The organism is Methylophaga sp., from assembly GCF_030651745.1.
Genome location: NZ_JAUSCC010000024.1, coordinates 1 through 13,015, shown reverse-complemented (window position 1 = coordinate 13,015; position 13,015 = coordinate 1). Strand labels below are relative to the sequence as shown.

Below are 13,015 nucleotides of genomic sequence, written 5' to 3'. Positions count from 1 at the left end.
GTTGAGGAGCCTGAATTAAGAGGTCTGGATGACACCTGGAAAAGATGATTTTTGGTTCCTGCCGTTGGGAGGCTGTGGCGAAATTGGTATGAACCTGAATGTATATGGACATAACGGGCGCTGGTTAATTGTAGATTGTGGCGTCACTTTTCAAGCAGAGGTAGATGAGTTTGGCGATCCGCTCAATAGCCAAAACCCACCGATTCAAATGGCGGATCCGCAATTTCTGATTGACCGTCGCCAACAGTTGGATGGCCTGATTATTACTCATGCACATGAAGACCATATCGGTGCAGTGCCCTATCTGTGGGAATATTTTCGTTGTCCGGTTTATACCACCGCATTTACCGCCGAAATGCTGCGCCGTAAACTGGTCGAACAGGGAATTGCAGATAAAGTGCCGGTGATCATCGTCGAAGCCGATGCCAAACGACAGATTGGGGTATTTCATGTGGAATGGCTACGACTGACACATTCCATACCAGAGCCCTATGCCTTATTAATCAGCACGCCGGTGGGTAAGGTTTTTCATACTGCAGATTGGAAGCTTGATAAAGCCCCAGTGGTGGGTAAGACATATGATGCCAGTGCATTTCAAAAGCTGGCGGAATATCAGGTGGATGCAATGGTCTGTGACTCGACCAATGCCAATGTGCGAGGCTGGTCTGAATCAGAAGCGAATCTGTATAAAGGCCTGAAATTCCATGTTGAACACGCCAAGGGCAGGGTCGTTGTTGCCTGTTTTGGCAGTAATATCGCGCGATTACATACTTTGGCGAGGATTGCTGAAGAAACCGGCCGGCATTTGGGGTTGCTTGGAAGATCATTAATCAACACTGTATCAGCAGCCAAAAATGTGGGTTTATGGACTAATGTGAAAACATCGGTTGATTCAGCACATTTGGGTTATCTGCCTGCGCACACTGTTCTATTGGTGGCGACTGGTAGTCAGGGTGAACCCAGAACAGCATTAAACCGCTTGAGCCAGAACAGTTTTCGCGATTTGCAATTGTCACCTGGTGATACCGTTATTTTCAGCTCTAAAGTTATTCCTGGTAATGAATTAGCAATTGCCACATTGATTGAGCGGCTTAAGGGCATGCAGGTTGATGTGATTGATATTGATAACAGTGCCTTACCCATTCACGCTTCGGGACATCCGGCCAGTGAAGAGCTGAAAACCATGTATCAATGGGTACAGCCTCAATGTGCTATTCCGGTTCATGGTGAATTGATGCATATGAAAGCTAACGCCAAAATTGCCAAAGCCAGTGGTATCAGACAGCAGTTATTGGGACAGAATGGTGATTTGTTTTATATTGCGCCGGTCAATGGCATTCGACGTGGCGCAGTGAAAACGGGACGCTGGGGTTTATTTGATCGAAAGCTGCTGAAAAAAATCTGAGTTCAGGCCTTTGCATCGAAGGCAGGGCCACGCCGTTCTGAAGAAACCCTTCTTTCAATTAATGTTTTCTGTCTGCGTTTACGTCGCTCACGACGCTGCCGTCTATCTTCCTGGATGGTGGACTGGGTTTTATCCGCAGCTGGCTGTCCAGGATTTACAGGTTGTGTGCTATATGTAATTAAAAAATTATTATGATAAATTCGTGAAATATCCATCATCTTGCCCCAACTTTGCACGACTCTACAAAGATAGCGGTTTGATTTCCTATATCTTTAATTCTTTCATCAGGTTAACGCTAAAAGCAACCTATAATTAATGGAAAATCAATGAAAGATTCACTGAAAATAGGCTTAGCGTTAGGTAGTGGTTCCGCTCGAGGATGGGCCCATATTGGCGTTATAAATGCGTTGGAAAAAGCGGGAATAAAAGCGGATATAGTGGTGGGGACGTCAATAGGCTCTCTGGTCGGTGCGGCTTATCTGAGTAATAAATTACCCGATCTGCAACAACGATTACTTCAACTGACCAAGCTCGAAACTGCCGGTTTTTTTAAAATTGGTTTTCCCTTCAATGGCGTGGTCAACAAAGACAAGCTGCATGATTTTTTATCATGCTATGTAGCGGATGATTCGATGTTGATTGAGTCACTATCTGCTCGTTATGCCAGCGTAGCGACAGATCTCCATTCGGGCCAGGAAGTCTGGAATACTCAAGGAAAATTACTGGAAGCAGTCTGGTCGTCAATCTCGTTACCGGGTTTGTTCCCGGCGATAAAACATCACAATCGCTGGTTAATTGACGGTGGACTGGTTAATCCAGTTCCAGTTTCAGTCTGTCGCGCATTAGGGGCTGATATCGTGATTGCAGTGAATCTGAATGGCGATATTTTAGGTAAGCATTTGCATCAAAATCCACCCGTGCCGAAAAATGACCAAAGTGCCAGTTTGCTTGGCAATCGACTCAGTGAGTTTATTACCAATTACACGGGCAATTTTTTTGGCGAGGAGAGACCAGCCAAAGAATATGTACCGGATATGTTTGCGGCCATTGCGGCCTCAGTGAATATCACGCAGGACAGAATTACCCGTAGCCGCATGGCAGGGGACCCACCGGATGTATTATTGCAACCGCGGATATCGCATATTGGATTATTGGAGTTTTATCGTGCAGCTGAAGCGATTCAGTCCGGCGAGAAATGTGTGGAGAAAAATCTGGCAGAAATTCAATTCTGTCTGGGGCAGCGTCAATAACGACAGAGAGAGTTAATGAACAATTTAACAGGGTTTAAGAACCAATTTAAATTTGAAACTGTCATGTCGTGAAGCTAATTTTTAGTAGAAATCTACTGACAGCGGATGTACAAACTGTCAGTCTGGGCAACACAATTAACAAAAATAACGCACATCTACAGAGATATAGGCAAACAAAAGCATGAAAAATGGAAACGTGGGTATCAGTAAGCTCTGGTTTTGGCTGGGATTAAGTTTATTTGTAGTGATGTTTCTGTTGCTGATGGTCCAGATAGACCGGCAATGGAGCAAAATGAATGAAATGACCCGGGTGATGGAGGAGCAGGCAAAAGATATCCGCGCGACGCGGGGTTTATTGCGTAATCTTGAACAAACGATACGTACAGCTGATTTCAGTAGTAATCCAAACAATCGACCAACAAGCCTTAATGATGTGAAAGGAACTGACGCATTCGAACGGGCGCGTCTGGCCGCTGAAAAAGAAGATTATGCGCAAGGTGACTGGCTGATGATGGCCTTTGCCAGCAACATCCGCACTTTAACCCCACTGGTTTCGGCAGATGCTTATTCAAGTGAAGTTCAGCAATATGTACTGGAATCCTTATTGTCACGTGATCCGGATACGCTGGAATGGAATGGTTTGCTGGCGGAAGACTGGACTACGTCGTCGGATGGTTTGACGATTACTTTTACTTTGCGTCGTGATATCACTTTTTCTGATGGTGAGCCTTTAACCGCAAAAGACGTTGAATTCACCTTTAATTTCATCATGAATGAAGCCATTGCCGCACCGCGTAGCCGTGCGTATTTATCCAGGATGGAACGGGTAACCGCGCTGGATGATTATCATGTTGAGTTTGTTTTCAATGAACCCTATTTCAATAGTCTGCAATTAGCAGGCAGCCTGGACATCTTACCTGAACATTTCTATGGCCGTTTTCTCGATGATCCACAAAAATTTAATGAAAGTCGTGGGTTATTAATGGGGTCTGGCCCATTTCGTTTAAGTAACCCGGAAGGCTGGACACCGGATACCGGTGTTGTCGAACTGGTGCGTAATCCGCGCTATTGGGGACCTGTCAGTGCGTCATTTGATCGAATCGTCTGGCGTATTATCGAAAATGACAGTGCCCGGTTAACTACTTTCCGTAATGGTGATATCGATGTTTACAGTGCCCGGCCACGTGAATATCAAAATCTGCTTGATGACAAGGGCATTACTGAACGCAGCCAGAATTTTGAATATATGAGCCCAACCGCTGGTTATAGTTTTATTGCCTGGAATCAGGAGCGTGGCGGTAAGAAAACCATTTTTGCTGATAAACGGGTACGGATGGCAATGTCCTTGTTGACTAATGTAGACAGGGTGTTGGAAGAAATATTCCTCGGTTATGGTCAGCCTGCTGCCAGTCCCTTTATGCCAGGATCTGCCCAACATGATGAAGCCAATCAGGCGATTCCCTATAACATTGAAAAGGCTCGTGAGTTATTGATGGAAGCGGGTTTTCAGGACAGCAACAACGATGGCATTCTGGAAACTCCTGACGGTGACAGATTTGAATTCTCGCTGACTTATTTTCAGGACAGTGATGATACCCGGCGGATGGTGCTTTTCCTGCGTGATTTATATGCCCGTTCCGGCATTATCATGAAACCGAATCCAACTGAGTGGTCGGTGATGGTGGAAAACATCCAGCAGAAAAACTTTGATGCCATCACGCTGGCCTGGACCTCAGGTATCGAAATCGATATTTACCAAATGTTCCACTCTAGCCAGACGGTGGAAGGTGGGGATAACTTTATCAACTATCGAAACCCTGAACTTGACGCTGTAATCGATGCGGCACGATCTGAGGTGAAAGAAGAAGAACGTATGAAGTTGTGGCATCAGGCGGAGAAAATTCTGGTGGATGATCAACCCTATACCTTCCTGTTCCGCCGCAATACCATGGCTTTTATTGATCGCCGTATCCACAATCTGGAAAAAACCAGTTTGGGTCTGAATCTGATGAGTGTTCCGGTTGAGATATATGTGCCGGCCGAACTACAGAACAGACGCTAAACAACTATGTTGAATTATCTGTTACGACGCATCCTGCTGATGATTCCGACGCTGCTCGGCATCACCATTGTCGTCTTTACAGTGATGGCGGCGGCTCCGGGGGGAATCAGTGCTCAATCGCTGGTAGATGGCATGGAGCTGGAACCGCAAAGCCGCCAGGCGCTGGAAGATTATTACAACAAGCTTTATGGGCTGGATAAACCGGCCCCGGTGCAATATGTTCGCTGGTTGAATAATATTTCACCGATTGGTTTTAAACGTTTGCCCGATGGCTCTTTTGGCGAGTTTTCCTTATGGAAAGGGACTAATTTGGGCACCAGTTTCCGTTACGGGCGTCCGGTCACCGATATGATCGCTGAACGTTTACCCATCACGCTATTACTCAATCTGATTTCAATACCACTTATCTATGCTTTGGCCATCGGCATTGGTGTGCAAGCCGCCCGGCAGCGTGGTGGTCGCTTTGATGTCACTTCAAATATTTTCCTGCTCGGCTTGTGGTCTGTGCCCAGTATGTTGGCCGGGGTTCTTTTTATCGGTTTTTTTGCTTCAGAACAATACTGGCGATGGTTTCCAACCGGCGGTTTGATGCGAAGAGAGACTGCTGATCAGACTTTCCTGCCATTAATGGCCAGCATGGGCGATGTGTTTATTACCTTTGCCTGTGTGGCTTTGCTCACGGTTGCGCTTATCAGTGCAGTGGTAACGTTTTCATTGAAGATCAGACAACTTGCCGGGCTAATTATCGGTGCAGTGTTGGGCTACGCCATGGCGTTTAATCTGAATGGTGACATGTTCGGGGTGCTACATGTGTTGTTGATTCCTTCGATGGCCATGTTGGTGAGACTTTTCGCGGGACTGGGCAATGTTGCTTTGCGAATTATTATTACCGGCGGATTTGCGGTGGGATTTGGTTTGGCATTATCCAATCTATTAGGCGCTGAACTCATTCAGGGCGGATATTTATTAGATCGGCTGTGGCATTTAGTGTTACCGGTTATCGCGCTTTCCTATGGTGGGTTGGCCTTTTTAGCCAAACTGACACGGTCATCGTTGCTGGAAAATCTGGCAGCAGATTATGCTCGTACTGCCCGAGCTAAAGGTGTCGATGAAGAAAGTGTTTTATGGCGGCATGTATTTCGTAATTCGCTGCTGCCATTGATTACCGTTTCTGCAACCTTGCTGCCGAGTTTGTTGGCGGGTTCGGTGATTGTGGAAAGCATTTTCAGTATTGATGGTATGGGAAAACTGGCCGTTGAAGCGGTTCAAACCCGTGATCGGGAGTTAGTTTTATCTGTGACATTGATTTCCGGTCTGCTGACATTAGTCGGCTATTTACTGGCTGATATTGCTTACGCGATTGTCGATCCGAGGGTTAGTTATGACTGAGCAAATAATTGAAGTTCCAGTCAAGCAACCGTCCAAATCCTGGGCGCAACAGGTTGTTTCATCATTATTAAAACGAACCAGCGCCAAGATCGGTTTGGCATGGATTGGCTTACTGGTGATGATTGCAACTTTTTCCCCGTTTCTGGCTAGCAGTCATCCCATTTATCTGGTGATTGATGGCCAGGCCACCAGTCCGTTACTCAAGCACATGGAAGCACTGGATTGGATTTGGTTAAGTGGCTTTTTTATCACCTTGGTCATCTCAGCATTTTCATTAGTCGTGTGGAAAAAGATTTTATTGTGGTTGGTCAGTATTGCGGTTGTTTCCGTTATTGCCTATGCAACGGTTTCACCACCCATTCTGGTCGTGTATGAGCATTACCGTGAGCTGGAAGCTGAAGGTAAAGTAGAAAAAATAATTCGCGCTCCGATTCCATATTCGGCAAAAGATTATTTACGTGATTATGCCGATACCGGTATTGAATCACCGTTATCTGCACAGAACCGGACTCATTGGATGGGCACGGATGAAAATGGTGCGGATGTCGCTTCACGAATGATTCATGCATCACGAATCGCCTTGGGCATCGGCTTTATCGCTACCGGAATTGCCTTGGTTATCGGCACCATTATTGGGGGCTTGATGGGCTATTTTTCTGGCATTGTCGATATTATCGGCATGCGACTGGTGGAAATATTTGAAGCAATACCGACCTTATTCCTGCTGTTGTCATTCGTCGCGTTTTTTGGACGTTCTATTTACATGATGATGGTGATTATCGGGATAACGGCCTGGTCCGGTTATGCCCGTTATGTTCGAGCAGAATTTCTCAAACTTCGGCAACAGGATTTTGTGCAGGCGGCGGTTGCCAGTGGTTTGCCATTACGCTCAATTTTATTCCGTCATATGTTGCCTAACGGTCTGGCACCGTTATTAGTGGCTACCAGTTTTGGTGTGGCGTCAGCGATTCTGGCAGAGGCGACATTGAGCTTTCTTGGTCTTGGTTTGGTTGATGATCCCTCCTGGGGACAATTACTCAATCAGGCGGTGCAATCGTCTACATTTAACTGGTGGCTGGCGGTGTTTCCCGGCGGTGCTATTTTCATGACAGTGTTTGCATACAACCTGTTAGGTGAGTCTTTACGCGATGCTGTTGATCCGCATACCAGTCGAGGTATGCAGTCATGAAGTTGCTGGAAGTTGAAAATTTGATAACCGAACTGGGTGAAGGTGAAAATTGGCTACGCGCAGTCAATAGCATCAGTCTGGCAGTTGAATCCGGACAAACTTATTGTTTAGTTGGCGAATCAGGCAGTGGCAAATCCGTTACAGCTTTATCCATTATGGGGTTGTTGCCGCAAAATCATTTCCGCTATCCCGCGGGTAAGATTCGTTTATCAGATCCGCAAGGCGAACTGGCAGATGTCGAGTTACTTAATGCCGATACTGAAACGCTGAGGAAAGTACGTGGCAGTCGTATTGCGATGATTTTTCAGGAGCCAATGACTTCGCTTAATCCGGTGCAAACCATTGGTGAACAGTTGGATGAAGTGTTACAGATCCATCGACCAGAACTCAGTGAAGAAGCCCGTAAACAAAGAGTTCTAGCCGCGCTTGAAGAAGTACGTATTCCTGAACCTGCCAGCCGAATTCGTGAGTTTCCACATCGCTTATCTGGCGGACAGCGTCAGCGAGTCATGATAGCGATGGCGTTGATTTGTGAACCGGCATTGTTAATCGCTGATGAACCGACCACCGCGCTTGATGTAACCGTACAGGCGGAAATCCTCAAATTAATGCGTGAGCTGCAAACCAAGCGTGGTATGGGCATGTTATTCATTACCCATGATTTTGGGGTAGTGGCTCAGATTGCTGATGTTGTCGGCGTTATGCGTAAAGGTGTATTAGTTGAAAGTGGCACCACTGCTGAAGTGCTGCGTAACCCACAACATGAATATACACAAAGCTTGATTGCTGCATTACCTGAACGCTTACCCAGACCAACCCGACCAGCCAAATCCGATAAGATCTTATTGGAAGTCAAAGACGTGTCAGTGTATTTTCCGGTGCGACGGGGGCTGATGCGTCGCGTTGTCGATCAGTTTAAAGCGGTGGATAACGTTTCATTACAGGTTAATGCTGGCGAAATAGTCGCTCTGGTGGGGGAGTCAGGTTGTGGCAAAACCACATTAGGCCGAGCCTTATTAAGACTGCAGGATGTGACTGCGGGCAGCATTATTCTTGAAGGACAAGATATTACTCAACTATCTGCCAAAGCAATGCGGCCTTTAAGACGGCGTATGCAGGTGGTGTTTCAGGACCCTGGTTCGAGTTTGAATCCACGCTTACCGATCCACACCACATTAGTTGAGCCAATGCGGGTTCATGGTATCGGTCAAACTGATGCAGAACGTATTCAGATTGCAGCGAGATTTTTAGATCGGGTGGAAATGCCAACCGATAGTTTATGGCGTTATCCGCATGAATTTTCTGGCGGCCAGCGTCAACGTCTGGCAATTGCCAGAGCATTAGTATTGGAACCGCGATTTATTCTGTGTGATGAAATCACTTCAGCACTGGATGTTTCGGTGCAAGCCGGTATCTTAAGACTATTAAGACAGTTGGTGGATGAAGAGGGCATTGGCATGTTGTTTATTACCCATAACATGGGTGTGGTCGATTATCTTGCGGATCGAATGGTGGTGATGCACAAAGCGCAGTTAGTCGAATCAGGCATTACCCAGCAAGTGATGAAATCGCCACAGAATGCACATACTCGAAATTTACTGGATGCGGTACCGAGACTTGATGATAAATATCTGGCTACGGCGATTTAATCTGTTTTATCCAAGCCGTTAATAACGCTTTATCTCAACTTTTGTGGTTTTAGCTGGTCTGCTTGATTAGGTATTAAAGCCGAGATGGCTTTGATTGATGAATACTTATAAAGGATATTGATTATGCGTCTGCTATTGCTGTTGATTTCGGGCTTAATGCTGTCTTTCTCCGTGCAGGCGGAATCATCCTGCCCGGATTTTCTGAATTATGAACTGCCCAAACTGCATTCCAATGAAACTGTAAACCTTTGTGAAGTTGCTGATGGTAAACCCATATTAGTCGTAAATACCGCCAGCCACTGTGGTTATACCCGGCAGTTTGAAGGCTTGGAAGCTTTGCACCAGAAATACCAGGAAAGTGGTTTGATGGTTGTTGGTTTTGCCAGCAATGATTTTAATCAGGAAGCCAAAGACGAAGCTGAAACTGAACGTGTTTGCCGGGAAAACTTTGGTGTCACGTTTACCATGATCGCACCAAGCTATGTGACTGGTCAGAAAGCCAATCCGGTGTTTCAGGAAATTAACCGCCAGAGTGAACAGCCTGGATGGAATTTCAGCAAATATTTAATTAACAAAGAAGGCAAAGTTGTCGCTGCTTTTCCAAGCAAGGTTGAACCAACTGACAAAAAACTCACGGAAGCTATTGAATCGTTACTGTAACGACCAATAACCTCTGATAATAAAACGTTTCAATCCAAGGCTGATGAACAGTGTGAAGTCTGCTCTGTTCATCAGCCTGATTTTTATCTAGCAAAATCAATTTTTCGTTGTAGGATGTAGCAAATCAGTGCCACTCATCACTACAAGGAAGCAATATGCGTGCACTAGTCATCAATTTACATAATTTCTCATGTACTTTAGATACCAGCTACGAAAAAAATTTGGTTATTACCTTTAAAAAACTCCACCATGAACAAGATCGATACTAGTCCAATAAACCAATTAAGTATTTTAGTTTTCAACCGATAATTAAGTAACGATGCTTAGCAGGTGCTTTATTAAAAAATGTGCACAACTATCCGAATTCTAAAGTGTTTTTAGTGCGATTTTATTACTATCGCGCTAATCTGAATATATGAGTAAAAACGTTGAAAAATGGTTTTTTAATCGCACTTCTATCGTGTTTGTCATGGTGTGCTTATGGTTTGTTGGTGCGTTAAGTTTGCACTTTTTTTACCATCAACAACTCTCTGGCTATCAAAACTCGATTCATTCCCAAATCTCTCAACGTGTCAGCATGTCATCTGTGTTGCAAGCAGAGCTTATTGATAAAGAGTTTTCTTTTTTGGCTGCAAATCTTAAACAGCTTGGCTCCTTAGCGGTTTATTCCCCGGAGCAAGTCTCGGCATTTGCTATGAGGTTAAAAAATTTAAATCCTTCAATCTGGCATATCACTCTTGCTGACAGTAAGGGGGAGGTGACGTTCTCTACCAGAGATGGTTATCAGCCCTCTATTTCAACGCGGGATTACTTTATTGAGCATTTAAAAAGTAACCAATCGAAGTTTTTTATATCATCTCCCAGACAATCCGTTATTCAGGAAAGTGCTTTATACATTGCGATGAGTTATCCGATCCGAAATAGCGAAGATGAATTTATGGGAGTGGTGCTTGCCACAATAACAAGTTCTGCTCTGACCGCTCAGCTTGGCAAAATCACTAAAAATAAAAATATTTCCGCATTGTTAACCGATCAGTTTGGCAAACTCATTTGGTCTTCCAATCTGGATGATGAGCTGTATAAAGGTGATATTTATAGTCTTTGCAAAAACAATAAATCTGAGACAACAACTGATCTTGGCATCTATCGCATTAAATTAGATGACAATGCACTGTGTGATGTTCAGCTTCTTGACCGGTGGGGAATGTTTTCCATTGTTGCTGAAAATCTGGCTGCATCCAATCAGTTGATTCAACGTTATCAAAATCTGATGATGAAACGAAACATCATCATCTTGCTAACTTTCACGCTGTTATTGATGATTCTGGGATATCAACTGCTTAAACAGATTGAGTCCAGGCAGCTGCTGTCTGTTCTTAATCAACGTAATAAAGCCATTATTGATGCCATGCCAGATCTTCTGCTCACAATGCGGGCCGACGGTACTATTATTGATTATGAAGTTGAAGAAAGTTTCCCATTGCTTTTGCCGGTGGATAAATTGAATGGAGCCAATATCAGCGAAATATTAGAACCAGAACTGGTTGAGAAGAAATTGGCCTTGATAGCCACTACGATTCTTACGGGTGAGCCAGCAACTTTAGAGTATCCATTGACCGTAGATGGCAAAGAGTATTACTTTCTGGAGCGTTTAACCGCATTAGATGATAAACATGTATTGGCATTTATTATTGATATCACCAGCCGGCGTGAGGCCGAGAGTAAATTGGAATGGCAGGCATATCATGATGGTTTAACCGGACTGGCAAATCGCCTGATGTTTTTTGAATTTATCAATAAACTTATTCAGGATTACCGTCGAAACAAACGTGAGTTCACTATCCTGTTCATCGACTTAAATGGATTCAAAGCGATAAATGACAACTATGGCCATCACGTTGGAGACGAGATTCTTAAACACGTAGCAAAACAGCTTAATAAAACCTTGCGCCAGACGGATACACTGGCAAGATTGGGAGGAGATGAGTTTGCAGTTTTGTTACCGGAAACGTCACCGGTTCAGGCTCAGCGAGTTATAAAAACGATTAATGAGTCAATTCAACAGCCACTTATATATAACGGTAATAGTCTTTCGGTGACAGCCAGTATCGGTTCAGCATCGTGTCCACAAGATGCAACATCTGCAGATGAGTTAGTAAACTTGGCTGATAAACATATGTACGAAGTCAAATTAGATGAGCGTTGAAAAGACTATACATACAAGTCATTAACCATCTGTTTCAGAATAATATTTGTTCAAGGAAGACTGACTAATGAAAAAAATATCCACCTCTGCACTGGCAAAAATACATGGTATTTCAGCAAAAGAGTTATTTTCCCAGTTTGCCAAACAAGGTTTGATTAATAGAGATGGTGAGAGTTGGGTTCTTACCGTGAACGGAGAAGCCAGTGGCGGTGAGTATCAGGAGTCCGACAAATATGGGAAATACATAGTTTGGCCAGAGACAATCCCGCTGGCTTCTCAGGAAGAGCTTGAATCAGCTGATAAGAATGCATCAAAAACACTTATGACCGCAAAAACCTTGGCTGCCCACTTTGAAATTTCAGCCAACAAAATCAACTTTATTCTTTCAGAGCTGGGCTGGTTAAAAAAAGGCATTAAAGGGTGGATTGCTACCGAACAGGGGGTGAAACTTGGAGGGATCCAAACTGAAGATTGGAAGTCAGGTATACCATTTGTACGCTGGCCTGAGTCAATTCTTCAGCTTAAATCGCTTAATGAATCGATTGATCAGGTTAAGGGTAAATCTTCGGAGTCCGAACCGGTTATTGATACCGCACAAGAAAAAACCGAGATTGGATTTCGAGAAAAATTTGAAGCTAAGCACCGCAGTGCTGATGGACATTTTGTTCGCTCCAAAGCCGAGATGTTAATTGATAACTGGCTTTATATGGCTGAGATTGTTCATGCCTATGAACGCAAGTTGCCAATAGAAGAAGATGTTTACTGCGATTTTTATATCCCGACCGGTAAAGTCTATATTGAATACTGGGGTTATGAAAACGATCAGAAATATCTGGCACGGAAGAAACAAAAAATCGAAATCTACAAAAAATATGGGTTTAATCTAATTGAGTTGCAGGATGAAGAAGTCCAGAACCTTGATGATATTCTTCCGAGAATGCTACTCAAGTATGGTGTGCAAGCATACTAAAGATAATGGCATTTAAAAAAGTTCTAATAAGCAAGAACAGCAGAAACAAAAAAGCAGTTACCAAATTAATGATAACTGCTTGATTGTATTTCAATTTTGGTGCGCCTGGCACGATTCGAACGTGCGACCGCCTGGTTCGTAGCCAGGTACTCTATCCAGCTGAGCTACAGGCGCTTTAAAGCGTGAAATTTTACTGTTTTTTACTGATTATCACAAGGATAAATTAATAAAAATT

The 13,015-nt window shown here is 44.2% G+C and carries 10 protein-coding genes and 1 tRNA gene; 9 read left to right on the top strand and 2 right to left on the bottom strand.

Annotated elements, in window-relative coordinates; genetic code table 11:
• Nucleotides 1-28: 28 nt before the first annotated feature.
• Nucleotides 29-1,405 carry a ribonuclease J gene (locus Q7V21_RS01965; protein ID WP_304915677.1) on the top strand — a complete coding sequence of 459 codons (1,377 nt, stop codon included), beginning with the start codon at nt 29-31 and terminating at the stop codon, nt 1,403-1,405.
• A 2-nt stretch (nt 1,406-1,407) separates the two neighbouring features.
• On the opposite strand, the gene Q7V21_RS01960 is transcribed toward Q7V21_RS01965, so the two are convergent.
• Nucleotides 1,408-1,623, bottom strand: a complete 216-nt coding sequence (locus tag Q7V21_RS01960) for a hypothetical protein (protein ID WP_304915676.1) — start codon at nt 1,621-1,623, stop codon at nt 1,408-1,410.
• 108 nt (nt 1,624-1,731) lie between these two features.
• On the opposite strand from Q7V21_RS01960, the gene Q7V21_RS01955 reads away from it, so the two are divergent.
• The 8 genes from Q7V21_RS01955 (at nt 1,732) to Q7V21_RS01920 (ending at nt 12,780) form a co-directional block, all read left to right on the top strand.
• Entirely contained in the window at nt 1,732-2,655 is a 924-nt protein-coding gene (locus Q7V21_RS01955; RefSeq protein WP_304915675.1) for a patatin-like phospholipase family protein, read from the top strand.
• A 181-nt stretch (nt 2,656-2,836) separates the two neighbouring features.
• A complete protein-coding gene (locus Q7V21_RS01950) occupies nt 2,837-4,717 on the top strand; it encodes a peptide-binding protein (RefSeq protein ID WP_304915674.1) in 1,881 nt (626 codons plus the stop codon).
• 6 nt (nt 4,718-4,723) lie between these two features.
• The gene (locus tag Q7V21_RS01945) at nt 4,724-6,106 is read left to right on the top strand and encodes an ABC transporter permease (RefSeq protein WP_304915673.1); all 1,383 of its coding nucleotides are present in this window, start codon (nt 4,724-4,726) and stop codon (nt 6,104-6,106) included.
• On the top strand, nt 6,099-7,295 hold the full coding sequence (locus Q7V21_RS01940) for an ABC transporter permease (RefSeq protein ID WP_304915672.1): 1,197 nt from the start codon (nt 6,099-6,101) through the stop codon (nt 7,293-7,295). Before Q7V21_RS01945 ends, Q7V21_RS01940 begins: the two co-directional genes overlap by 8 nt.
• Nucleotides 7,292-8,944 carry an ABC transporter ATP-binding protein gene (locus tag Q7V21_RS01935; protein WP_304915671.1) on the top strand — a complete coding sequence of 551 codons (1,653 nt, stop codon included), beginning with the start codon at nt 7,292-7,294 and terminating at the stop codon, nt 8,942-8,944. Before Q7V21_RS01940 ends, Q7V21_RS01935 begins: the two co-directional genes overlap by 4 nt.
• 123 nt (nt 8,945-9,067) lie before the next feature.
• Entirely contained in the window at nt 9,068-9,604 is a 537-nt protein-coding gene (locus tag Q7V21_RS01930; RefSeq protein WP_304915670.1) for a glutathione peroxidase, read from the top strand.
• Nucleotides 9,605-10,019: 415 nt separating this feature from the next.
• Nucleotides 10,020-11,810, top strand: coding sequence for a diguanylate cyclase (locus Q7V21_RS01925; protein WP_304915669.1), 1,791 nt, complete (start codon nt 10,020-10,022; stop codon nt 11,808-11,810).
• A 67-nt stretch (nt 11,811-11,877) separates the two neighbouring features.
• A complete protein-coding gene (locus Q7V21_RS01920) occupies nt 11,878-12,780 on the top strand; it encodes a hypothetical protein (protein ID WP_304915668.1) in 903 nt (300 codons plus the stop codon).
• A 97-nt stretch (nt 12,781-12,877) separates the two neighbouring features.
• Here Q7V21_RS01920 and Q7V21_RS01915 read toward each other — a convergent pair.
• Nucleotides 12,878-12,954: transfer RNA gene (locus Q7V21_RS01915), tRNA-Arg, on the bottom strand.
• Between the last annotated feature and the right edge of the window lie 61 nt (nt 12,955-13,015).

What these genes read in the sequence shown, in the direction of transcription:
- Q7V21_RS01965 (WP_304915677.1), top strand. Translation starts at nt 29, where the DNA reads ATGACACCTGGAAAAGATGATTTTTGGTTCCTGCCGTTGGGAGGCTGT.
- Q7V21_RS01960 (WP_304915676.1), bottom strand. Translation starts at nt 1,623, where the DNA reads ATGATGGATATTTCACGAATTTATCATAATAATTTTTTAATTACATAT.
- Q7V21_RS01955 (WP_304915675.1), top strand. Translation starts at nt 1,732, where the DNA reads ATGAAAGATTCACTGAAAATAGGCTTAGCGTTAGGTAGTGGTTCCGCT.
- Q7V21_RS01950 (WP_304915674.1), top strand. Translation starts at nt 2,837, where the DNA reads ATGAAAAATGGAAACGTGGGTATCAGTAAGCTCTGGTTTTGGCTGGGA.
- Q7V21_RS01945 (WP_304915673.1), top strand. Translation starts at nt 4,724, where the DNA reads ATGTTGAATTATCTGTTACGACGCATCCTGCTGATGATTCCGACGCTG.
- Q7V21_RS01940 (WP_304915672.1), top strand. Translation starts at nt 6,099, where the DNA reads ATGACTGAGCAAATAATTGAAGTTCCAGTCAAGCAACCGTCCAAATCC.
- Q7V21_RS01935 (WP_304915671.1), top strand. Translation starts at nt 7,292, where the DNA reads ATGAAGTTGCTGGAAGTTGAAAATTTGATAACCGAACTGGGTGAAGGT.
- Q7V21_RS01930 (WP_304915670.1), top strand. Translation starts at nt 9,068, where the DNA reads ATGCGTCTGCTATTGCTGTTGATTTCGGGCTTAATGCTGTCTTTCTCC.
- Q7V21_RS01925 (WP_304915669.1), top strand. Translation starts at nt 10,020, where the DNA reads ATGAGTAAAAACGTTGAAAAATGGTTTTTTAATCGCACTTCTATCGTG.
- Q7V21_RS01920 (WP_304915668.1), top strand. Translation starts at nt 11,878, where the DNA reads ATGAAAAAAATATCCACCTCTGCACTGGCAAAAATACATGGTATTTCA.